The sequence below is a fragment of the Cryptocyanus atlanticus LEGE 06306 genome (genome assembly GCF_056633155.1).
In genome coordinates this window covers 70,140-89,737 of record NZ_JBSJOZ010000001.1, presented here as the reverse complement: position 1 = coordinate 89,737, position 19,598 = coordinate 70,140, and the positions used below count along the sequence as shown (strand labels likewise).

Genomic DNA, 19,598 nt, shown 5'->3' with positions numbered 1-19,598 from the left:
CTTTCGGGGAGTCTGCCTGCCATTGGGTCGGGTTGGGGGAATCGCTCCGGCGCCCGGCCCGTTCAGCTCCGCGACTGGCTGGCGGCGGCGCGCTCCCCGTAGCCCGCCGCCCACACTGCCGGGGCGATGCCGGCAGGGGCCAGGCGCTGGTAGGGGGCGCTGGCGAGGATCTCGCGCACCGATTCGCCGAGCAGTTCGTTGGAGCGGCTGCCGGGCAGACGGTGGCTGAGGGTCTGGTGGACCCGCAGCAGGTACCAGGTGGTGCCATCGAGGCCGGCGTTGAAGCGGTTCCAGCTGCCGGGGTCGCGGCGGGCATCGAGCACCATGTCGCGGGCGTTGTGGGCCTTGTCGGCGGCCGTTACCCGCAGGGCGCCCTCGCCCTTGTGCTCCAGCGCGGCGAGATAACGGCTTTTGCGCAGCAGCCAGGGTTCCTTGCGGGCGCCGGTGAGGCCCTCAGCGGTGTCGGTGCAGTCGCGCACAAGGCCGGCCACCTCCTCCCCGAAGTGTTCGGCGATCGAGCCGTGGGTCTGGCCCGCATCTTCGATCGCGTCATGCAGCAGGGCGGCGATCGCCTCGTTCTCGCTGCCGCCGTCCTCCCACACCAGGCCGCTCACGGCGATCAGATGGGAGAGGTAGGGAACCGGCTTGCCCTTGCGGGTCTGGCGGCGGTGGAGCTGGGCGGCCCAGGCGAGGGCGGCGTCGTAGCGCTCGCTGTGGGCCGGGGGGCGCTCGCTCATGACGGGGTTTGTTGGGGGTTGGCCGCCGCTGTGCCGATCAGGCTCGCCGCCAGGGGTCGGGCGTCGCTGGCCCCCTGGCGACGTTCACAGAGGCGACGTTCACAGAGGCGCTCGAGCGTGTCCCGCCCGGTCAGCCGCAGCCGCCAGCGGGCCCAGAGCCCGTAGAGCGCATCCACCAGCGGGCCGATCAGGGGCCAGGCGGTGGGGGCATAGAGCAAGCCCAGTCCCACCAGCCGGTAGGCCTCCCGGAACACCGCCACATCACGGATCACCTGGCCGTCGGCGCCGATCCCGCGCATGCTCCCCATCGCCTCCCGGTAGCTGATGCCGCCGTGGGCGGCCGGGTCGTAGCCCGGCGCGTCGATGTCGACGAAGCGGATCAGGCCCCGGCCCCGGTCCCGCGCCCGCAGGGCGTCCACCTCGCGGCGGCACAGGGGACAGGCGCCATCGAAGAGCAGGGTGAGGGCGGGTTCAGCCATGAAGCTGATTCTGGCGCAAGGCCACGGGGCCTCGCCACGACACCACGCGCCAGGCTGGGAGCCGCGGCCCGGCTGATGCGGGCCCCGCCGAAGCGTCCATGCCGCCACCTGACCCCGCTGATCCCGCGCCCACTGATCCCGCGCCCACTGATCCCGCCCAGCTGCGCCGCGACTACCGCCGCGCCGCCCTGCGGCGGGCCGATCTGGCGGCCGACCCGGTGGCGCAGTTCCGCCACTGGTTCGATCAGGCCGTGGCGGCCCAGTTGAGTGAGCCCAACGCCATGGTGCTGGGCACCACCCATGGCAACCGCCCCAGCGCCCGCACCGTGCTGCTCAAGGCCTTCGATGCCCGGGGCTTCGTCTTCTTCACCCACTACGAGAGCCGCAAGGCCCGCGAGATCGCCGCCCATCCCCAGGTGAGCCTGCTGTTTCCCTGGTACGGGCTCGAGCGCCAGGTGATGGTCCTGGGCCGGGCCGAGCGGATCAGCGCCGCCGAATCCCTGGCCTATTTCCTCTCGCGTCCCTACGGAAGCCGGCTGGGGGCGTGGGTGTCCCAGCAGAGTGCTGTGATCGGCTCACGTTCGATTCTCGAAGCGCAGTGGCAGGCGATGCAGCGCCGCTTCGCCGGCGGGGAGGTGCCCCTGCCGCCGGCCTGGGGTGGCCTGCGGGTGGTGCCGGAGGAGTTCGAGTTCTGGCAGGGGCGCCAGAACCGCCTGCACGATCGCTTCCGCTACCGGCTGCAGAACGGGGCCTGGAGCATCGAGCGGCTGGCGCCCTAGCCCCCACCCCCAGCGATTCGGGCGAGCTCAGGCCGCGGTGACGCTCAGGTCCTGTCGCTGCGGCGCGGCACGGATCCCATGGCGTGGAGCTCCATCACCTGCTCGGGCCTGAGGTCGAAGCTGAGCCCTCCCTGGCCGCTGGAGACCGTCAGACGCAGGGGTAGCGCTTCACTGGGCCGGGGCATCAGGGCATCGAGATCGAACTGAGCCGATCCGCTCGGAACCGGCGAGCCATCCCGGGGAACGATCTCCTCGCTGCGATTCGGCAGGGTCCACTTCTGACCCATCGAATCGTTCATCACGAGATCGGCGCTGTGATCCAGGGACGTGGTCCCCTCCAGGTCGTTCAGGCGGATGCGCAGGCCGGAGGGATACTCCTCGAAGGGCTGCTCGAAGACCTGGGCGCTGAGGCGATGGCCCGCCCGATCGCTGAGCGACCAGCTGTTCGGTGCCAGGGCCAGGGCCGGGGCTGCCCCCAGCAGCAACGTCAGCAGCAGCGGCAGAACTCCCAGCAGGGACCGCTTCAGACGCGCGTGAGGGCGGATGGGAGACCACATGACTTATAAAGCATAATGTCGTCTCAATACTAACGGCTAGATGCCGGGATGGCCTCGGTCCGGCCCCTCACGCCACGACTCAATCCTTGGTGGCCTGCTCACGCATGAACAAATGGTTGGACGGGTGCCGAACGGCGATGGCAGGGCTAGGTGTGAAGCTGAGCTGTGACGGCGCCATGGTCGATTCCGCTCCAGCTGCCAGACACCACCGGGTGCTGATCGTCGGGGGCGGCTCCGGCGGGCTTACCGCGGCCAGCCAGTTGCTGCGGGCCCGCCCAGGCCTGGATCTGGCGATCCTGGAGCCCTCGGCCGTTCACGACTACCAGTCCGGCTGGATCCCGGCCGGTGCCGGTCTGCTGCCCATCGAGCAGACCCATCAACTGGAAGCCGCCGTGATTCCCGCCGGCGCCGTCTGGATCCAGGACAGCGCCGCCACCTTTGAGCCGGAGGCCCACCGGGTGATCACGGCGGCTGGAGAAACCCTCAGCTACGAGGTGCTGGTGGTGGCCATGGGGCTCCAGCTCGACTGGAGCCGCATCAAGGGCCTGCCGGAGGCGCTTGGCAGCCACGGCATCGTCAGCAACTATTCCCGCTCCCACATCGCCGCCACCTGGGCAGCAATCCGCGGCTTTCAGGGGGGGACCGCCCTGTTCACCCACCCCGCCACGCCGATCAAATGCGGCGGCGCTCCCCAGAAGGTGATGTACCTGGCCGACGACATCTTCCAGGGCACCAGCGGCGTGGGGGTGAACACCCGGGTGATCTTCTGCACCGCGATGGCGCTGCTGTATCCGGTCAAGGCCTACAACGCCACCGTCGAGCGCGTCGTGGCGCGCCGGGGGATCGAAACCCATCGGCTCCACAACCTGATCGAGGTGCGCCCCGAGGAGCAGGTGGCGGTGTTTGAGGTCAGAGCGGAAGGCCGTGAACCCTCCATGGAGGAGATTCACTTCGACCTCCTCCATGTGGTGCCGCCGATGGCGGCGCCGGATGTGGTGGCCCGCAGCCCCCTGGCGATCGAGGGTCCCGGCGGCTGGGTGGAGGTGGACCGATTCACCTGCCAGCACAAGCGCTTTGCCGATGTGTTCGCTCTCGGGGATGTGAGTTCTCTGCCCACCTCCAAAAGCCTGGCCGCGATCCGTGGCCAGGCGCCGGTGCTGGTGGCCAACCTGCTGGCTCAGCTCGATGGACGCCCGCTTGCGGCCCACTACGACGGCTACACCGCCTGTCCGCTGATCACCGGCTTCGGCAGGGTTGTGATGGCGGAGTTCGACTACGACCTCCAGCCGGTCAGCTCCTTCCTGGTGGACCCCACCCGGGAGCGCTGGAGCATGTGGCTGGTGGAAACGCGCCTGTTCCCCTGGATCTACTGGCACCGGGTGCTCAGGGGCCGGCTGCACGAAGGGCGGTTCCTGAAACCGTTCGCCCCGCTGGTGCGCTGGCTCACTCTGGCGCACCGACAGGGGTGATCCCAGTGCCGGCGGCGGAAGCAGTCGCTGCTCCAGCCGCGGCCTGAGCCGTTGCCCCACGGGCCACGCCCCCCCTCCGTGATCGATCCGGGGGACGGCCGTGGGAATGGAGCACAATGTAATGCGGCTATGCTCATAGAAGTTGAGGCCCGACCTCCGATGGCTCTCGCCCCCGCCAGCGCCCTCTCCCTGTCTGCCGCCGCAGGCGGCGGCACCCTGCTGTTCCGTCAGTTGTTCGATGCCGACACCGGCACCTTCACCTATCTGCTCGCCGATGTGGCCAGCCGTCGGGGCGTGCTGATCGATCCGGTCTTCGAGCAGCATCCCCGCGATCTCGCCCTGGTCCAGGAGCTGGGCATCGACCTGGCGGCCAGCCTCGACACCCACGCCCACGCCGACCACGTCACCGGCAGCTGGCTGATGCATGCGGCCACGGGCTGCGCCATCGGTCTGGCGGCCGTCGCAGGGGCCGAGTACGTGACCCGGCCCCTGCGGCAGGGCGATCGGGTGGCCTTCGGCAGCCGGGCCCTGGAGGTGCGTGCCACCCCCGGCCACACCGACGGCTGCCTCAGTTTCGTGCTCGACGACCACAGCCTGGCCTTCACCGGCGATGCGCTGCTGGTGCGGGGCTGCGGCCGCTGCGATTTCCAGCAGGGCGATGCCCACACGCTCTTTCGCTCGATCACCGAGCAGATCCTCTCCCTGCCCGAATCCTGTCTGCTCTACCCCGCCCATGACTACACCGGCCGCGGCGTCACCTCCGTGGCCGAGGAGAAGGCCTACAACGCCCGCCTCGGCGGCCAGGCCGATGAGCGCGACTTCGTGATCTACATGGAGACCCTGAAGCTTCCCCATCCCCACAGGATCGCCGAGGCCCTGCCGGCCAACCTGCGCAGCGGTCGCCCCCGGGCGGATCCGGCGGCCGGGGCGACGGACTGGGCGCCGCTTCGGCGCAGCTATGCCGGGCTGCCGGAGCTCCCCCCCGCCTGGGTCGCCGCCCACAGCGGCGCGATCACCCTGGTGGATGTGCGCTCCGCCGAGGAGTTCCACGGGCCCGATGGTCACATCGCCGGCAGCCTGCTGATTCCGCTTCCCGAGCTGGAGGAGCGGGCCGGCGAGATCCCCGCTGACGCGCCCACCGTGGTGCTCTGCCACTCCGGCAGCCGCTCGGCCCTGGCCACCCAGCAGTTGCTCAGGGCCGGACATCCCCAGGTGGCCAACCTGCATGGCGGCCTGCTCGGTTGGCACTCCGGCGGCTATCCGCTCGTCACCGACACACCCGCCTGATCCGCCCGCCGCCCCCGCTCGAGCCATGGCATCAACCGCAGCCGCTCGGCTCCATCCCGGCGATTTTCCTGAACGGTCCTGGAGCCGTCCTATCAGGCCCTGGATCCGGGTGGGCCGGTGATCAGTGGCACCGTGCTGCTGCTGATCACCGGTGGGGCCCTGATCGGCTTTCTGCTGGCGGTGCTGGGGGCCGGTGGTTCGATCCTGCTGCTGCCCCTGCTGGTCAGCGGCGCCGGCCTGCCCACCCGGGAGGCCGTTCCCCTCTCCCTCCTGGTGGTGACCCTGCTGGCCCTGGGCAACCTGGGCCCCTACCTGCGCCGCCGTCAGGTGGCGCCCAAGCCGGCGCTGATCCTGGGGCTGCCGGCCCTGGCGGGGGCCTGGATCGGCGGCAGCCTGGTCAAGGCCGGCCTGATTCCCGAGCCGGTTCAGCTGGGGATCTTCACCGTGGCGGCCCTGCTGGCCTCCTGGCTGCTCACCCGCTCCCCGGCCAGGACGACCGGCGCTGCCGGACCCCCGCGACGACCCGGATCCCCCGGGGCCCTCGCCGGTCAGGGGGTACTGGTGGGTCTGCTCACCGGCATTGCCGGCGTGGGAGGGGGCTTCGCGATCGTGCCGGCGCTCGTTCTGCTCGCTGGACTGCCAATGCCGCTGGCCAGCGGCACCAGCCTGCTGGTGATCGGCACCAACAGCCTGGTGGCTCTGGAAGCACTTGGCCACTGGCCCGCCGCCAGCCTGGGCCTGATGCTGCCCCTGGTGGCTGGCGGCGCCATGGGGGGGGTGCTGGGTCAGCGGTTGGCTCCCCATCTGAGCGATCGCCGGCTGCGCCAGGGCTTCGCGGCCCTGCTGATCGGCTCGGCCCTGCTCACCGGCCTCGAAGCGCTGCGGCGCCAGAACCACCCCTCCATCGGCCGCAGCCCCGCCCCCCGGGCCGTTCTGCGCAGCAGCCATGGCGGTCCTGATCGCGCCACCCGCTCGCTGGAGGTGGAACCGCTCCATGAATCGGGCCCGTGGCAACCCCAGAATCCCAGCCTCACTACCCCGGGATGTCGGCTCGATCTGCCGTCGATCCTGCTCTGCCAGCCTGTGTATCGGGTGGCCAATGCCCAGGAGCGGGGCCTGCCTTTCAGTCAGTGAGCGGATGGGGCTCTGCCCAGTCTGACGCAACCTGCCGGCCACGCTGCGCAAGAGCATCCTGGTGGGCCTGGGGGGGGGTGAGCTCAGCCCGATGGGGGCGTGCCCGGACCCGCCCGCCAGTCGAGCCAGGGCAGGTGGGGCACGATCGCCGGGGTCGCGAGGCGGTAGGCGGCGTACTCCGGATGGACGGCGCACAGGCGCCCCTCCTCGCGGCGGGCCTTGCCGCCCAGCACGAGGGCCAGGGACAGCAGCAGCCCCAGGTGCAACAGGCTTCCCCGTGCCAGCGTCACCCCCAGGGAGCACAGCAGCAGCGATTGATAGAGCGGATGGCGGCAGCGGCCGTAGGCCCCGTTCCGCACCAGCGGCGCCCCGGGGATGGGTTCGGGCAGTGGGCTGAGGCTGTCGCCCAGGTTGAGTGCCCCCTGGCCGCCCAGGGCCAGAGCGGCCACGAACAGGCTGAGACCCACCACCCGCAGCAGCGGCGGCCAGGGCAGGCCGAGGGCGGCGGGGCTGGGCATGGCCGGCAGCAGATGGGCCGCGATCAGCCCCATCTGGGCCAGAACCCACCATTCCCCGTGGCGGTTGTCGCGCAGTCCCACCCAGCTGAAGCCCCAGGCCTGAAGCCGTTCCGGCAGGGTCCGCTCCATCCGCTTCGATCCCGGCTGACGGACCCAGTCTGGCCATGGCCAGGGCTGCGGCGCCGCCGTTCACCGCCTAGACCAAGGCGGAGCAGCTCCCCAGCATGACCACCGCCACCCCCTCTCCGCCGCAGCGGCACCACCGGGTCCTGATCGTCGGCGGGGGCGCTGCCGGTCTCACCACCGCCAGCCAGCTGCTGGCGGCCCAGCCCGGGCTCGACGTGGCGATCCTGGAGCCTTCGGCCGATCACGACTACCAGCCCGGCTGGACCCTGGTGGGCGGTGGCGTGCTGACCCTGGAGGAGACCCGGCGGGAGGAGGCCGGCCTGATCCCGGCCGGCTGCATCTGGATCCGCTCGGCGGCGACGCGCTTTGAGCCGGAGGCGAACCGGGTGATCACCGCCGACGGGGAGAGCATCAGCTACGACGCCCTGGTGGTGGCCATCGGCATCGCCCTGCGCTGGGATCGGATCCAGGGCCTGCCCGAGGCGCTCGGCCGCCACGGCATCACCAGCAACTACTCCCGCGCCCATGTCCCCTACACCTGGGAGACGATCCGCACCTTCCAGGGCGGCACGGCGATCTTCACCTTCCCGGACACACCGATCAAGTGCGCCGGGGCGCCCCAGAAGGTCCTGTACATGGCCGACGATGTCTTCCAGGCCCGCAGCGGCGTCGGGGTCAACACCCGGGTGCTGTACTGCACCGCCGGCGCGGGGATCTTCGCGGTTCCCGCCTATGCCCGGGTTCTGGAGAGGGTGATGCGGGAGCGGGGCATCGAGGTGCTGCTGCGCCATACCCTCATCGAGGTGTGCCCCGAGAAGGGTGTGGCCGTCTTCGCCGTCGCCGACGCCGAGGGGAGCACCACGCGGCGGGAGATTCCCTTCGACCTGCTTCACGCCGTGCCGCCCATGGCGGCCCCGGAGGTGGTGGCCGCCAGCCCGTTGGCGGTGGACGGCCCCGGTGGCTGGGTGGAGGTGGACCGTGACACCACCCAGCACCGGCGCTTTCCCAATGTCTTCTCCCTGGGTGATGTGTCTTCGCTGCCCACCTCCAAAACGGCGGGAGCGGTGCGCGGCGAGGCCCCCGTGCTGGTGGCCAACCTTCTGGCCCAACTGGCCGGCCGCCCCCTCACCGCCCGCTACGACGGCTACAGCGTCTGCCCGCTGATCACCGGCTACGACACGGTGGTGATGGCGGAGTTCGACTACGACCTCGAACCGGTCAGTTCCTTCCTGGTGGATCCCACCCGGGAGCGCTGGAGCATGTGGCTGGTGAAGACGAAGCTGCTCCCCTGGATCTACTGGAACCGGATGCTGAAGGGCCGGCCCCACGAGAGCCGCTTTCTCAAGCCGCTCGAACCCCTCGCCCGACTCCTGGGGCTCACCCGGCGAAAGACGCTGGCGCCGCGCTGAGGCTCAGGCGGCCCGGAGCTGGCGGAGCTGGTCCTCGAGCCGTTGTCTCAGCCGCCCCTGCACGAGGGCGCAGAGCTCCTCGACCAGCTCATCGTCGGCGACGTAAAGGAGACGGGAGCCGTCCCGTTCGCAGCGCACCAGCCCGGCCCGCTGCAGCTGGCCCAGCTGGCGACTGATGTGGGACTGGCTGAAGCCGGTGGCCTGGATCAGGCTGGCCACATCCAGTGGAGCGGGCCGCAGCAGGCAGAGCAGCTGCAGACGCGCCGGCTCGCTCAGCAGCCGGAAGAACCGGCTGAACTCCTCGAGCAGCTCCGGGCTGGGTCGGGCAGTGAGGGCGACGGAATCCACGGCGGCGCGAAACGTTAGCGTGATTATGTCGGAAGGAGGCCGATGGCGCCGAGCCGATGCCGGCCCGCCGCCCAGCCGTGGCTTGGACTTGTCAATATGGGGCTATGCTCATAGGTGACTATGTCACGCTGCCCCCGCCCCGGGGGGCAAGGGCCCATGACCACCACCCCAGCCACCACGCCACCCGCCGTCCCGGCCCCGATGACGGGGCTTCGCCTCAATCCGCGGGCCCTGGAGCAGCAGCGCCTGCAGGGCTCCGTCGCCATCGTCGATGTGCGGGAACCGATCGAGTTCGCCACCGGTCACATCCCGGGCAGCCGCAACCTGCCGCTGGCCAGCCTCGCCGGGGCCGACCTGCCCCCGGGGCCGATCGTGCTGGTCTGCAACAGCGGCAACCGCAGCCAGCGCGCGCTGGCCCAGCTGCGGCGGCGGGGCCACAGTCAGGGAGTGGCCGATTTGGACGGGGGCCTGATGGCCTGGGAGCAGCTCTCCCTGCCGCTCGAGCGCAGCCCGTCAGCCCCCCTGCCGCTGATGCGCCAGGTGCAGATCGCGGCGGGGAGCCTGGTGCTGCTTGGGGTGGTGCTCAGCCAGACGGTGGCGATCGGCTGGATCTGGCTGAGCGGCGCCGTCGGGGCCGGGCTGGTCGTGGCCGGCATCACCGGCTTCTGCGGCATGGCCCGGCTGCTGGCGGCCATGCCCTGGAACCGGCTGCGGCCGTGAGCCGCCCGCAGGACGGTCCCCCGCTTGAGAGATCAGCGGGGGGGCTCCGCCGCCAGCGCGTCGAGCTGCTCCTGCATCTCACCGGCCACGCGCCGGTAGCAGGCCTGCACGTAGGCGGGGTCTCGGCTGGCCCGGTAGCCGCTCCGCTCGAACCGGATCGGCCGGCAGACCCGGGTGTGGATCCGCACCGGCAGGGGCAGATTGGGCAGGGGACCCATCGCCACCCCCCAGGGCAGACCCAGATAGAGCGGGAACACCTCCGGATCGATGCCCAACAGCCAGGGGAGACCTCCCCTGTGGACCTCGCTCATGGCCCCATAGCAGTCCCCCAGCACCAGCAGGGTGTCATGGGCGCCCCAGGAGATCAGGGGGATGATCGGCAGCCCGTGCCACAAGGCCAGCCTCAGGAAGCCCGTCCGGCCGCCGAGCTGAATCCGGCCCCGCAGCCGATGGGGCCGGAAGGCATCCTGGCCGCCGCCGGGATACACCAGCAGGCTGTGTCCCTGGCCGAGCACCGAGAGGGCGTTGCGGGGGTAGGAGGGGATCGCCCCCACCCGGGCGGCGAGTGCGGCGGCGGCGGGCCAGGCCCGCCACACCTTGGGGTGGGTGAGCCCGTAGACCTGGCGTTCGTAGCCGACGCGCCGGAACCAGTCGACCAGGAACATCGGCAGATCCGGCGCGGCCAGCCCGCCGTTGTGGGATCCCACCAGCAGCATCTGTCCTTCGGCCGGCACGTGCTCCCAGCCACTGGTGCGCACCCGGAAGTAGTGGCGGTAGAGCCATTCCCAGGCGGGCATCATCTGACGGATCAGCTCCGGATCCCGCCGGGCTTCGGGGCCCGCTCCCGGCCGGGTCCTCCAGTTCAGATGGTCAGGACCGTGGGGCATGGGCGGGGGCCCGGGGCTGGCCTGAAGGTAAGAGCGCCGGCGCCCTCCGCCGGCCCCACCCGCCCCCCGCTCCCGATCGCTCCCTGAGCCATGGCCCCTTCCGCTTCGCTCCCCCCGGTCGATCGCGCCCTGCGGCTGCGCAGCCTCTGGTTCGCCTGGCTGCTGGCCATGCTCTTCCATGTCGACCTGGGGCTGATGCCCCTGTTCCATGGCCAGTCGCCCGAGATCGAGAGTCACGTGGATCCGGCCCAGCTGCCGCTGCTGTTCGCCGCGATGCTGGCCTATTTCCTGGTGCCCCTGGCGTCAATCGTGCTGATCGCCTATGCCGCCAGCGATCCGGGCCCTGCGGTGCGCTGGCGGCCCTGGCGGCGTCTCCACTTCTGGATCAGCGTCCTCTACACCGTCACTAACCTGCCCCACCTGCTCGCCGACATCCTGGTGCCCGATGCCCGGGGCGATCAGATCGCCCTGATGGTGGTGCTGGTGCTGATCGGCCTGCTGATCAACCGGGAAGGCTGGTGCTGGTGGCGGGAGCGTTAGCGGATCGCCGGCGCCAGTCCGCTGGCGTCGAAGACCCCTTCGAACAGCACCGAGCTGAGATACCGCTCACCGGAGTCCGGCAGGACCACCACGATCGTCTGGCCGGCGCAGGCCTCTTCGGCGGCCAGGCGAACGGCCGCCACCGTGGCCGCCCCGCAGGAGATACCCGCCAGGATGCCCTCTTCGCGCATCAGGCGGCGGGCCATCGCCACCGCCTCCTGATCGCTCACCGCTTCGACCCGATCGACCAGGTCCAGGTCGAGGTTCTCCGGCACGAAGCCCGCTCCGATGCCCTGGATCTTATGGGGGCCCGGCTGCGGGGGCTCCCCCGCTTTCGCCTGGGCAATGACCGGGCTGTTGACCGGCTCCACCGCCACCGACAGCAGCGGCCGGCCGAGGGTCTGCTTGATGTAGCGGCTGACGCCGGTTATGGTGCCACCCGTGCCCACGCCCGCCACCAGCACGTCGATCGCCCCCTCCGTGTCGTTCCAGATCTCCGGCCCGGTGGTGTCGTGGTGGATGCGGGGGTTGGCGGGGTTGGAGAACTGCTGCAGCAGCACGTAGCGGTCGGGGTCGGAGGCGGCGATCTCCCGGGCCCGGCCCACCGCCCCGGTCATGCCGAGACGCCCATCGGTGAGCTCCAGGCGGGCTCCGTAGGCGGTGAGGAGCTTGCGGCGCTCCAGGCTCATCGTCTCCGGCATGGTGAGCGTGAGCGGGATTCCCCGGGAGGCCGCCACGAAGGCCAGGGCGATGCCCGTGTTGCCGCTGGTGGGCTCGATCAGTTCCTTGCCGGGCCCGAGCCTCCCATCCCGCTCGGCCTGCCAGATCATGGCGGCCCCGATCCGGCACTTCACCGAGTAGGCCGGATTGCGCCCTTCGATCTTGGCCAGCACGGTGGCGGTGCTGCTGCCCACCACCCGGTTGAGCTGCACCAGGGGCGTGCCGCCGATGCTGAGGCTGCTGTCGGCGAAAATCGGGGCCATCAGCGGGACGTCATGCTGGTTGCACCCTCGCACCCTCGGCCCGGGAAGGACAAGCGAGCGGAGCGGTTCAGGCGGCCGTGGAGCGCTCCGCGGCCGCCAGGCGCCGGGAGCCCCGCCAGAAGCGCTGGCACTGGAAGGCCAGGTAGATCAGCACCAGAGGAATCACCACCGCCAGGCTGAACAGCCGAACCGGTCCCGCCAGGGCCGGCTGGGTGAGGGGAAGGATCTGATCGAGCAGGTAGAGCCCGTACAGACCCAGCAGCATGGCTCCCTCCCGGCGGGTGATCACTCCGCCGCTCCAGAAGATCGGCAGGCAGGCCAGGGTGGTGGCCACCATGATCGGCAGATCCCGTCCGATCAGCGTCGGATCCACCCTCAGGCCCCTGGCGCCCGAGACCAGGCCGCAGCTGCCCAGGATCACCAGCTGGTTGAGCAGGTTGCTGCCCACCACGTTGCCGATGGCCAGGTCGGTCCTGCCCTTGAAGGCGGCCACGATCGAGGTCACCAGTTCCGGCATCGAGGTGCCGGCCGACACGATCGTGAGTCCGATCAGGGTCTTGCTCACCCCCAGGTCGAGGGCCACGGCGGAGGCGCCCTTCACCAGGATCTGGGATCCCCACACGAGCACAGCCAGGCCGGCCAGGAGCTTGAGCAGGGCGGGCCCGAAGCCCCCTTCGGCCTCGGAGGGGTCGATCTCCTCCCCCTCCTCCTGGCCCTCCTCGGAGGCGGTGCGGATCTCCCAGACCGTGTTGATCACCATGGCCATCAGCAGGGCGACCCCCGCCTGCCAGGTGACGCGGCCCGCCGAGGCCATGCCCCACACGGCCATCGAGACTGCCAGGAGCAGGGGCACGTCCCGGCGGATGAGCCGGCTGTGGACCCGCAGGGGCAGGATCGCGGCGCTGCAGCCCAGCACCACCAGCACGTTGAAGATGTTGCTGCCGACCACGTTGCTGACAGCCAGTTCATCGGCGCCCTCCAGGGTGGAGAGCAGGCTCACGAACAGCTCGGGGGCGCTGGTGCCCATGGCCACCACGGTGAGGCCGATCACGACCTGGGGCAGACCGAGCAGGAGAGCCAGGGCCACCGAACCCTGCACGAACAGCTCCCCTCCGCCGAACAGCAGCAGGATGCCCACCACGATCTCGACGGCGCTGAGCACGGTGGGCCTGCGGATGCGGAGTGATTCTGCCCCCGGGTCTCCGTGACAGGGGGTGTGCGGGGCCGTGAATGCGGCGGAGTTGGTCAGGCCAGCCCCCTATTGTCCCCGCAACCAATTGCCTGTCCCATGTGGCTGTCGCCGGACCGTTGTCCATTCTGAACAAAATCAGCTCCCAGCACATCAAAGGGGACGTGTTCGGAGGATTGACCGCGGCCGTTGTGGCCCTGCCGATGGCCCTCGCCTTCGGCGTGGCGTCCGGCGCCGGCGCCGCCTCCGGTCTCTGGGGGGCTGTCCTGGTGGGATTCTTCGCGGCCCTCTTCGGGGGCACACCCACCCTGATCTCCGAGCCCACCGGTCCGATGACCGTGGTGATGACCACCGTGATCGCCGGGCTCACCGCCGCTGATCCCGAGAATGGTCTGGCGATGGCCTTCACGGTGGTGATGATGGCTGGGCTGTTTCAGATCCTGTTCGGAATTCTGAAGCTCGGGCGTTACATCACGATGATGCCCTATACGGTGATCTCCGGATTCATGTCCGGGATCGGAATCATTCTGATCATTCTTCAGATCGGACCGTTCCTGGGCCAGGCCATTCCCCCTGGCGGCGTGATGGGAACCCTGCGTTCGATCCCGGAGCTGGTCTCCCAGGTGAGCCCGGTCGAAACCCTGCTGGCGGTGCTCACGGTTGCGATCATCTGGTTCACCCCCGCGCGGATGAAGCGGCTGGTTCCCCCCCAGCTGCTCGCCCTGGTGGTGGGAACGGTGATTTCCCTGGTGATCTTCGGCGGAGAGGACATCCGACGCATCGGCTGGATTCCCTCAGGCCTTCCACCGATCCAGATGCCCACCCTGGTGCCGGGCCAGTTCGAGCGCATGGTCGGCTATGCCGCCGTGCTCGGGATGCTGGGCTGCATCGATGCCCTGCTCACCTCGATGGTGGCCGACAGCCTCACCCGCACCGAGCACAACTCCAACAAGGAGCTGCTGGGCCAGGGTCTGGGCAACGTCATGTCGGGTCTGTTCGGGGGCATTGCCGGGGCCGGCGCCACCATGGGCACGGTGGTGAACATCCAGGCGGGAGGCCGATCGGCCCTCTCCGGCCTCACCCGGGCCCTGGTGCTGATGGTGGTGATCCTGGGCGCCTCAGGGCTGGCCTCCTCCATTCCGATGGCGGTGCTGGCCGGCATCGCCCTCAAGGTGGGCATCGACATCATCGACTGGGGTTTCCTCAAGCGGGCGCACCAGCTCTCGCTCAAGGGGGCTGTGATCATGTATGGGGTGATCCTGCTCACCGTGCTCGTGGATCTGATGGTGGCGGTGGGCATCGGGGTGTTCGTGGCCAACTTCCTCACGATCGAGCGCATGAATGAACTGGAATCCAGGGGTGTCAAGGCGATCAGCACCGGGGACGGAGATACCGACCTGCCCGTGTCGGAAAAGCGCCTGCTCGATCTGGCCCAGGGCAAAGTGCTGCTGTTTCAGCTCAATGGCGCCATGATTTTCGGGGTGGCCAAGGCGATCTCCAGGGAGCACAACGCCATCACCACCTGCGATTCCGTCATCTTCGACCTCGGTTCCGTCTCCCACCTCGGCGTCACCGCGGCTCTGGCGCTCGAGAACGCCGTTGAGGAGGCGGTTGAGAAGGGGCGTCTCGTCTATGTGGTGGGGGCTACCGGCACCACCTACAAGCGGCTGGAAAAACTGCGGATGTTCGAGCTGCTCCCCCCCGAGCGAGTGAACCTGTCCCGCTCCGCCGCCCTCGAGCAGGCAGTCACCCATTCCACAACGGTGTAACCGGGGCCGATCCCCCCGGCGGTCCCCCCCCGCGATAGGGAACTCCGGGGGAGGCCCGGCTCCATCCGGGCCTCCAGGGGGGACAGGATTGGTAGCGCTGGCTACGTGCAGGCAGTGAAGAATGATCTCAGGAGCATCAGGGAAATTTCCTGAATTGGAGTGTAGACTCTGATTCGAGTGTAAGTCCTCTCTGAATGAGCCCAGCCATGGAAGCTGCTTCTCTTCAGCCCAAGGTGCTCGAAGAGATGAAACTGATCGTTCAGGATCTACTTCTTCTGGAAGATGCCACGGAGATCACTCCGGAAGCGCGTCTGAAGGAAGACCTGGGGATCGACTCCCTCGGTTTTGTCGATTTCATCGTGGTGGTGGAGGAGCGATTCTCCGTCAGCTTCCCTTCCACCGTGAACCCCGCCGACCTGCTCACCCTCGGCGATGCCGTAACCCTGATCGAAACCCTGCGCATGGAGGCCCCATGACGATGAGCCAGATGACCGTTGAGACCATCGACAAGGTTCTCGCGGACAACGAGACCCTGGAGCATTTCTTCACAGTAGGCCGCAGCCTCTGGCCCGACCTGAAGGAGATCAAACGGGGCCTCACGCTCGATCGAACAAAAGTTTCCGATAAGGTGATCTCATTCATGCGCAGCACCTGCATGAATGAATACGGAATTGCCCATTATGTTAAAGGTTATTTTCGCTCCTACGGAGATGACTACCGCATGTCGGTCTGGGCTACGTTGTGGGGCGGCGAGGAATATCTTCACTATCTTGTTCTGAGGCAGTGCCTGAAGGCCCTAGATGCTGATATCACCACGGCTGAATTCCTAGGATTGGAGGCAGGTCAATACATGGAAAATAGTGAAACGTATCTGGATCAATCCAAGGTCAGCCCTGACATCAGCAGGCCGTTACAGCAGATGATTTACAATGTCTTGCAGGAATATTCTGCTTATGTTGCTTACAACAGCGTCAGCGAAGCCGTGGAGGATCCTGTTCTGGCTTCCATTCTTCGCCGCATGGCCAACGATGAAATGCGCCACTGCAGCTTTTTTCAGCTGGCTCTGAAGGAGTATGTCAAAACGGCCACTCCCGAGCAGAAGGCTCTGATCTGGCCGCAGTTCAAGGAGGTTTGGAATAACTTCTCAATGCCCCAGGAGCATATCGATTTATTCAAGGACAATGGCTACGCCACTGATCTCTACATCAGCTTCTGGGGGCCTGAGTGGAGATCAAAGATGGCCATTGACCTCACCCACTTCTTCAAGCAGTTCAGGAACCCTCCATCTCAATCCCTGGCAAATCCCCAACCTCAGACGGTGTGATTGGCCATGGCTGCCCATCTGGAACCCCATTACGATCGCCTGTTCAAACAGTTGGAGGCGATTCGATGGCCGCTTAAGCAGATCCCCTTTGATCGCATCGATCGGTCCCTGGTCAGTCAGAGCGATCTGGAGCATGTCAGAGTCAATTGCTGCTATGAGCTCTCCTCGCTCTATGCCACGCGCATGTTCCTGAGAGATTTCAGCCACATGCCTGATTTCTGTCAGTTCATGAGCATCTGGTATTACGAGGAGATGAAGCACTATCTCGTGCTCAGGGAATATCTCAAAATGTTTGACTATGAACCCGGACCTTCCGAAATCGAAGATCTTGGCATTGAACTTGACCCTGCCCCATGGGCAAGCACTCTGGCCATGCATTTCTGTGGCGAACTCAGGCTTGGCATGTGGTATGAGCGTTGGAGCCAGGAGTTTCGAGAGCCTGTTCTCAAACTGATTTATGAGCGCGTCAGTCAGGATGAATTCAGGCATGCCAACTGCTATCGCCTCTTCATGATTGAATCAGCCAAGAAACAGCCTGATGTCATCGATCAATTCCTGGAGATGTCCAAATGGATGATTTACAATCCTTCCGGAGATAAACATCCCACCACCATGCGGGTGAATGGTCCGGATACGGAGTCAGTCAAAGACAGGATTCCTAACCACGAGCGCTTTGAGGCGATGATCCAGGCCACAATCCGGCCTGAGGATGAATCCAGGATGGCGGCGGGGATTCTCTCCGTTCTTTCTGAGATGACGGGCAGCAAGCTTCAATCGCTGGCCGAACTCTCCCGATTCATCCGCCAGCGCAAGCAGACCGACACCCGGATTGCCGCCCATGTCTGAGCAGACGTTGACCCGCGACAGTTGTGTTCACTACAGCAACAGCCCAGAGCTGTTCGAACTCTTCCTCGATGAGCATCTAAATTATTCCTCCGGCGTGTTTGATGCCGCCGGCAGCACTCTCGACCAGGCTCAGGTCCGCAAGATGGACCGAATCGCCACTGAGATGGGCTTTGAGGCGGACCAGAAGATCCTTGATATCGGCTGCGGCTGGAGTGGTCCGGCCGTGTACTTTGCCAAAACCTACGGTTGCCGGATCACCGGTGTGACCCTCAGTGAGATCCAGCGGGAGTATGGAATCAAGCGTGCCTCTCGCCAGGGAGTGGCAGAGCGCGTTGATGTGCAGGTCTGCAATGTCTTGAATCTTCCCTATCCAGCGGCTTCCTTTGATCACATCATCTTTCTGGAAAGCATCATCCACATGCCCGAGAAGCAGCAAATTTTCAATCAGTGTTTCGAGTTGCTGCGTCCTGGTGGGAAGATCTTCATCCAGGAAAGTCACTATGATCGTGCCGCCAATCGCGCCCAGTACCTGAAGGATCGTGGAGCCCTCGAAGTGGATAAGTCGTTTGGCTACACCATGGATATGGTCACGGGAGGAGAGATGTTGTGCCTCCTGGAGGGTGCTGGCCTGATCCCCTCCTCCCTGCAGGACATCAGTGATCACTATGTCCGTACCTTGGCCGGCTGGCTGACTCAGATCGATGCCAATGCAGCGGCCATGAAAGCGGTGTCAGCCGATGCCTATTGGATGCTTCGCCGCTATCTGATCATTGCCCTGAACACCTATCGGCAGGGGGGAACGGTCTGTTATCAGGTGGTGGCATCCAAGCGTTGACTCGGATGATGCCAGCCCATGACATCAACCAGGTTCTGCTGCACTACGGATCGTCGCAACCCGATCAGATTGCCATTCGGCTGATCCACGCGCCTGGGGAGCCGCTCCAGACGTTCACGTATGCCGAGTTGCTCCATCTGGCCCGGGCGGGTTCTCTGGGTTACCGGATTCATGGCCTTGGGGCCGGAGAGACCGTCATTCTCTGCCTGCCGACGGGTGCGGCCCTGATCGCTGCGCTGCTGGGAGCCTTCTGGGCAGGTGTCATCCCAACGGTGATGGCACCGGTGCAGGCCGATCTCCTGCGCCAGTGTCGCCGGCGCTGCCAGGTTCTCAACGCCAGGGCGATCGTCTCCGATCTGGCCTTGGAAACCCCCCCCGCCCCTCTGCTCCGGTCGGAGACCTTCGTTCCGCCGGCATACGAACTGGAGGGGAACCCCTTCGAGCCCCACCAGGCCGACGCGATCGCCTACGTGCAATTCAGCTCCGGGTCCACCGGAGACCCCAAGGGAATCGCCCTGTCCTGGTCATCGATCACGACCAACATCACCGGCATGCTGGATCGGCTCACCCGGGAGTCGTTCCGCCGCACCCTCTCCTGGTTGCCTCTGTTCCATGACATGGGACTGTTCGGCGGCTTGCTGTCCCCGCTGTATTCGGGCGGCTGCGTGTATCTGATGGACTCCTCCCAGTTCGCCCGCCATCCGCCCCGCTGGATCCGCCTGTTGTCCGAGCACCGCTGCACCCTGGCGGTGTCTCCACCATCGTCTCTGCTGGCCGTGCTTCGACTGCTCGAGCGGCGGCCGCTGGTCGATGTCGATCTCAGTGCCGTGGAGCAGTTCGTGGTCGGAGCCGAACTGGTCTCCAACCAGCTTCTGGAGCTGTACCAGAAGGTGCTGGTGGGCACCTGCTCGGCCAGAGTTCATGCCCTACGGCCGGTCTATGGCCTGGCCGAATCCACCCTGGCCGTCTGTATCCCCCGGCCCGGTTCCTCTCCCGGCGTCGACTGGATCGATGCGGTCCGCGTGATGGCCCAGGGCCAGGCCGATCCGCTTCCCCCCGGGCAGGAGGGCGCTCTTGCGGTGATCTCCACCGGCTCCGGCCTGGCCAGGCACGACCTAGAGATCCGTGACTCCACCGAGCGGCGGGTGGCTGAACGCACAGTTGGACGCATCTGGATCCGAGGCCCATCGATCATGTCCGGCGTGTATGGCCCCGAGGGGTATCGCCCCAGGCAGGAGGCCTGGCTCGACACCGGAGACCGGGGTTATCTCCTCGCCGGCCAGTTGTACGTCCTCGGCCGAGACAAGGATCTCATCATCAAGCAGGGGCGATCGATCTCGCCGGATCACCTCGAGGACATCGCCCGGGCCTGCCCCGGTGTCCGGCGGGTCATCGCCGTCGGGGACTACTGCGTTGACCGGTCGACCGATCGCCTCGTGCTGCTGGTGGAGTGCCAGCACACGGAGACGGCCGCCGGCCCGCGGGATCGGCTGAGGCTGGCCCTGCGCTCGAGCCTCACCGCCCATGGCTTCGAGCTAGATGAGGTGCGGTTTGTCCCCCGGAACGCCCTGCCGTTGACGACCAGCGGCAAGCCCAGGCGCTCCGAGGCGAAAGCCCGCTTCCTTCAGCCGCTCCGTTCCGGCCCGGCCAGCGAGGGCTGAG

At 67.3% G+C, this 19,598-nt stretch carries 21 protein-coding genes; 13 read left to right on the top strand and 8 right to left on the bottom strand.

What is annotated here, in order from left to right:
• Nucleotides 1-62: 62 nt before the first annotated feature.
• Together ACWJI7_RS00410 and ACWJI7_RS00405 are read right to left on the bottom strand one after the other, a co-directional pair.
• Entirely contained in the window at nt 63-737 is a 675-nt protein-coding gene (locus ACWJI7_RS00410; RefSeq protein WP_479934366.1) for an HD domain-containing protein, read from the bottom strand.
• Nucleotides 734-1,216, bottom strand: a complete 483-nt coding sequence (locus tag ACWJI7_RS00405; RefSeq protein WP_479934365.1) for a thiol-disulfide oxidoreductase DCC family protein — start codon at nt 1,214-1,216, stop codon at nt 734-736. Before ACWJI7_RS00405 ends, ACWJI7_RS00410 begins: the two co-directional genes overlap by 4 nt.
• A 98-nt stretch (nt 1,217-1,314) precedes the next feature.
• Between ACWJI7_RS00405 and pdxH the strand changes: the two genes are divergently transcribed.
• The gene (gene pdxH / locus ACWJI7_RS00400) at nt 1,315-1,995 is read left to right on the top strand and encodes a pyridoxamine 5'-phosphate oxidase (protein ID WP_479934363.1); all 681 of its coding nucleotides are present in this window, start codon (nt 1,315-1,317) and stop codon (nt 1,993-1,995) included.
• A 44-nt stretch (nt 1,996-2,039) separates the two neighbouring features.
• On the opposite strand, the gene ACWJI7_RS00395 is transcribed toward pdxH, so the two are convergent.
• Complete coding sequence (locus ACWJI7_RS00395) at nt 2,040-2,552, bottom strand: DUF3122 domain-containing protein (RefSeq protein WP_479934362.1); 513 nt, start codon at nt 2,550-2,552, stop codon at nt 2,040-2,042.
• Between the two features lie 176 nt (nt 2,553-2,728).
• Here ACWJI7_RS00395 and ACWJI7_RS00390 point away from each other — a divergent pair, with 176 nt between their 5' ends.
• The 3 genes from ACWJI7_RS00390 (at nt 2,729) to ACWJI7_RS00380 (ending at nt 6,442) form a co-directional block, all read left to right on the top strand.
• Entirely contained in the window at nt 2,729-4,021 is a 1,293-nt protein-coding gene (locus ACWJI7_RS00390) for an NAD(P)/FAD-dependent oxidoreductase (RefSeq protein ID WP_479934360.1), read from the top strand.
• Between the two features lie 159 nt (nt 4,022-4,180).
• Nucleotides 4,181-5,308: a rhodanese-like domain-containing protein gene (locus ACWJI7_RS00385; RefSeq protein WP_479934358.1), complete on the top strand. Its 1,128-nt coding sequence runs from the start codon at nt 4,181-4,183 to the stop codon at nt 5,306-5,308.
• A 117-nt stretch (nt 5,309-5,425) separates the two neighbouring features.
• Nucleotides 5,426-6,442 (top strand): sulfite exporter TauE/SafE family protein, encoded by a 1,017-nt coding sequence (locus tag ACWJI7_RS00380; protein WP_479934356.1) that lies wholly within the window; start codon nt 5,426-5,428, stop codon nt 6,440-6,442.
• Nucleotides 6,443-6,525: 83 nt separating this feature from the next.
• Here the strand turns inward: ACWJI7_RS00380 and ACWJI7_RS00375 are convergent, their stop codons facing one another.
• Nucleotides 6,526-7,089 (bottom strand): methyltransferase family protein, encoded by a 564-nt coding sequence (locus ACWJI7_RS00375; RefSeq protein WP_479934354.1) that lies wholly within the window; start codon nt 7,087-7,089, stop codon nt 6,526-6,528.
• A 95-nt stretch (nt 7,090-7,184) separates the two neighbouring features.
• Between ACWJI7_RS00375 and ACWJI7_RS00370 the strand changes: the two genes are divergently transcribed.
• Nucleotides 7,185-8,495 carry an NAD(P)/FAD-dependent oxidoreductase gene (locus ACWJI7_RS00370; RefSeq protein WP_479934353.1) on the top strand — a complete coding sequence of 437 codons (1,311 nt, stop codon included), beginning with the start codon at nt 7,185-7,187 and terminating at the stop codon, nt 8,493-8,495.
• Between the two features lie 3 nt (nt 8,496-8,498).
• Here the strand turns inward: ACWJI7_RS00370 and ACWJI7_RS00365 are convergent, their stop codons facing one another.
• The gene (locus ACWJI7_RS00365; RefSeq protein WP_479934351.1) at nt 8,499-8,843 is read right to left on the bottom strand and encodes an ArsR/SmtB family transcription factor; all 345 of its coding nucleotides are present in this window, start codon (nt 8,841-8,843) and stop codon (nt 8,499-8,501) included.
• Between the two features lie 156 nt (nt 8,844-8,999).
• Between ACWJI7_RS00365 and ACWJI7_RS00360 the strand changes: the two genes are divergently transcribed.
• On the top strand, nt 9,000-9,563 hold the full coding sequence (locus ACWJI7_RS00360; RefSeq protein WP_479934350.1) for a rhodanese-like domain-containing protein: 564 nt from the start codon (nt 9,000-9,002) through the stop codon (nt 9,561-9,563).
• A gap of 32 nt (nt 9,564-9,595) precedes the next feature.
• On the opposite strand, the gene ACWJI7_RS00355 is transcribed toward ACWJI7_RS00360, so the two are convergent.
• Nucleotides 9,596-10,450: a lysophospholipid acyltransferase family protein gene (locus ACWJI7_RS00355; RefSeq protein WP_479934348.1), complete on the bottom strand. Its 855-nt coding sequence runs from the start codon at nt 10,448-10,450 to the stop codon at nt 9,596-9,598.
• 90 nt (nt 10,451-10,540) lie between these two features.
• On the opposite strand from ACWJI7_RS00355, the gene ACWJI7_RS00350 reads away from it, so the two are divergent.
• Complete coding sequence (locus ACWJI7_RS00350; RefSeq protein ID WP_479934346.1) at nt 10,541-10,990, top strand: hypothetical protein; 450 nt, start codon at nt 10,541-10,543, stop codon at nt 10,988-10,990.
• Here the strand turns inward: ACWJI7_RS00350 and cysK are convergent.
• Together cysK and ACWJI7_RS00340 are read right to left on the bottom strand one after the other, a co-directional pair.
• Nucleotides 10,987-11,973: a cysteine synthase A gene (cysK, locus tag ACWJI7_RS00345; protein ID WP_479934345.1), complete on the bottom strand. Its 987-nt coding sequence runs from the start codon at nt 11,971-11,973 to the stop codon at nt 10,987-10,989. The genes ACWJI7_RS00350 and cysK overlap by 4 nt on opposite strands.
• A 67-nt stretch (nt 11,974-12,040) precedes the next feature.
• Entirely contained in the window at nt 12,041-13,135 is a 1,095-nt protein-coding gene (locus tag ACWJI7_RS00340) for a calcium/sodium antiporter (protein WP_479934344.1), read from the bottom strand.
• 146 nt (nt 13,136-13,281) lie between these two features.
• On the opposite strand from ACWJI7_RS00340, the gene bicA reads away from it, so the two are divergent.
• The 6 genes from bicA (at nt 13,282) to ACWJI7_RS00310 (ending at nt 19,597) form a co-directional block, all read left to right on the top strand.
• Nucleotides 13,282-14,931 (top strand): bicarbonate transporter BicA, encoded by a 1,650-nt coding sequence (gene bicA / locus ACWJI7_RS00335; protein ID WP_479934342.1) that lies wholly within the window; start codon nt 13,282-13,284, stop codon nt 14,929-14,931.
• 206 nt (nt 14,932-15,137) lie between these two features.
• Nucleotides 15,138-15,407, top strand: a complete 270-nt coding sequence (locus ACWJI7_RS00330) for an acyl carrier protein (RefSeq protein WP_479934341.1) — start codon at nt 15,138-15,140, stop codon at nt 15,405-15,407.
• Between the two features lie 11 nt (nt 15,408-15,418).
• Nucleotides 15,419-16,255, top strand: a complete 837-nt coding sequence (locus ACWJI7_RS00325) for a ferritin-like domain-containing protein (protein ID WP_479934339.1) — start codon at nt 15,419-15,421, stop codon at nt 16,253-16,255.
• Between the two features lie 6 nt (nt 16,256-16,261).
• On the top strand, nt 16,262-17,101 hold the full coding sequence (locus tag ACWJI7_RS00320) for a hypothetical protein (protein WP_479934337.1): 840 nt from the start codon (nt 16,262-16,264) through the stop codon (nt 17,099-17,101).
• On the top strand, nt 17,094-17,936 hold the full coding sequence (locus ACWJI7_RS00315) for an SAM-dependent methyltransferase (RefSeq protein ID WP_479934335.1): 843 nt from the start codon (nt 17,094-17,096) through the stop codon (nt 17,934-17,936). Before ACWJI7_RS00320 ends, ACWJI7_RS00315 begins: the two co-directional genes overlap by 8 nt.
• Before the next feature lie 5 nt (nt 17,937-17,941).
• Nucleotides 17,942-19,597, top strand: coding sequence for an AMP-binding protein (locus ACWJI7_RS00310; RefSeq protein WP_479934334.1), 1,656 nt, complete (start codon nt 17,942-17,944; stop codon nt 19,595-19,597).
• Nucleotide 19,598: the final 1 nt, after the last annotated feature.

Coding starts and splice junctions, on each gene's coding strand:
- ACWJI7_RS00360 (WP_479934350.1), top strand. CDS start 9,000: ATGACCACCACCCCAGCCACCACGCCACCCGCCGTCCCGGCCCCGATG.
- ACWJI7_RS00395 (WP_479934362.1), bottom strand. CDS start 2,552: ATGTGGTCTCCCATCCGCCCTCACGCGCGTCTGAAGCGGTCCCTGCTG.
- ACWJI7_RS00325 (WP_479934339.1), top strand. CDS start 15,419: ATGACCGTTGAGACCATCGACAAGGTTCTCGCGGACAACGAGACCCTG.
- ACWJI7_RS00320 (WP_479934337.1), top strand. CDS start 16,262: ATGGCTGCCCATCTGGAACCCCATTACGATCGCCTGTTCAAACAGTTG.
- ACWJI7_RS00350 (WP_479934346.1), top strand. CDS start 10,541: ATGGCCCCTTCCGCTTCGCTCCCCCCGGTCGATCGCGCCCTGCGGCTG.
- ACWJI7_RS00385 (WP_479934358.1), top strand. CDS start 4,181: ATGGCTCTCGCCCCCGCCAGCGCCCTCTCCCTGTCTGCCGCCGCAGGC.
- ACWJI7_RS00405 (WP_479934365.1), bottom strand. CDS start 1,216: ATGGCTGAACCCGCCCTCACCCTGCTCTTCGATGGCGCCTGTCCCCTG.
- ACWJI7_RS00330 (WP_479934341.1), top strand. CDS start 15,138: ATGGAAGCTGCTTCTCTTCAGCCCAAGGTGCTCGAAGAGATGAAACTG.
- cysK (WP_479934345.1), bottom strand. CDS start 11,973: ATGGCCCCGATTTTCGCCGACAGCAGCCTCAGCATCGGCGGCACGCCC.
- ACWJI7_RS00310 (WP_479934334.1), top strand. CDS start 17,942: ATGATGCCAGCCCATGACATCAACCAGGTTCTGCTGCACTACGGATCG.
- ACWJI7_RS00315 (WP_479934335.1), top strand. CDS start 17,094: ATGTCTGAGCAGACGTTGACCCGCGACAGTTGTGTTCACTACAGCAAC.
- ACWJI7_RS00355 (WP_479934348.1), bottom strand. CDS start 10,450: ATGCCCCACGGTCCTGACCATCTGAACTGGAGGACCCGGCCGGGAGCG.
- ACWJI7_RS00375 (WP_479934354.1), bottom strand. CDS start 7,089: ATGGAGCGGACCCTGCCGGAACGGCTTCAGGCCTGGGGCTTCAGCTGG.
- ACWJI7_RS00390 (WP_479934360.1), top strand. CDS start 2,729: ATGGTCGATTCCGCTCCAGCTGCCAGACACCACCGGGTGCTGATCGTC.
- pdxH (WP_479934363.1), top strand. CDS start 1,315: ATGCCGCCACCTGACCCCGCTGATCCCGCGCCCACTGATCCCGCGCCC.
- ACWJI7_RS00370 (WP_479934353.1), top strand. CDS start 7,185: ATGACCACCGCCACCCCCTCTCCGCCGCAGCGGCACCACCGGGTCCTG.
- ACWJI7_RS00410 (WP_479934366.1), bottom strand. CDS start 737: ATGAGCGAGCGCCCCCCGGCCCACAGCGAGCGCTACGACGCCGCCCTC.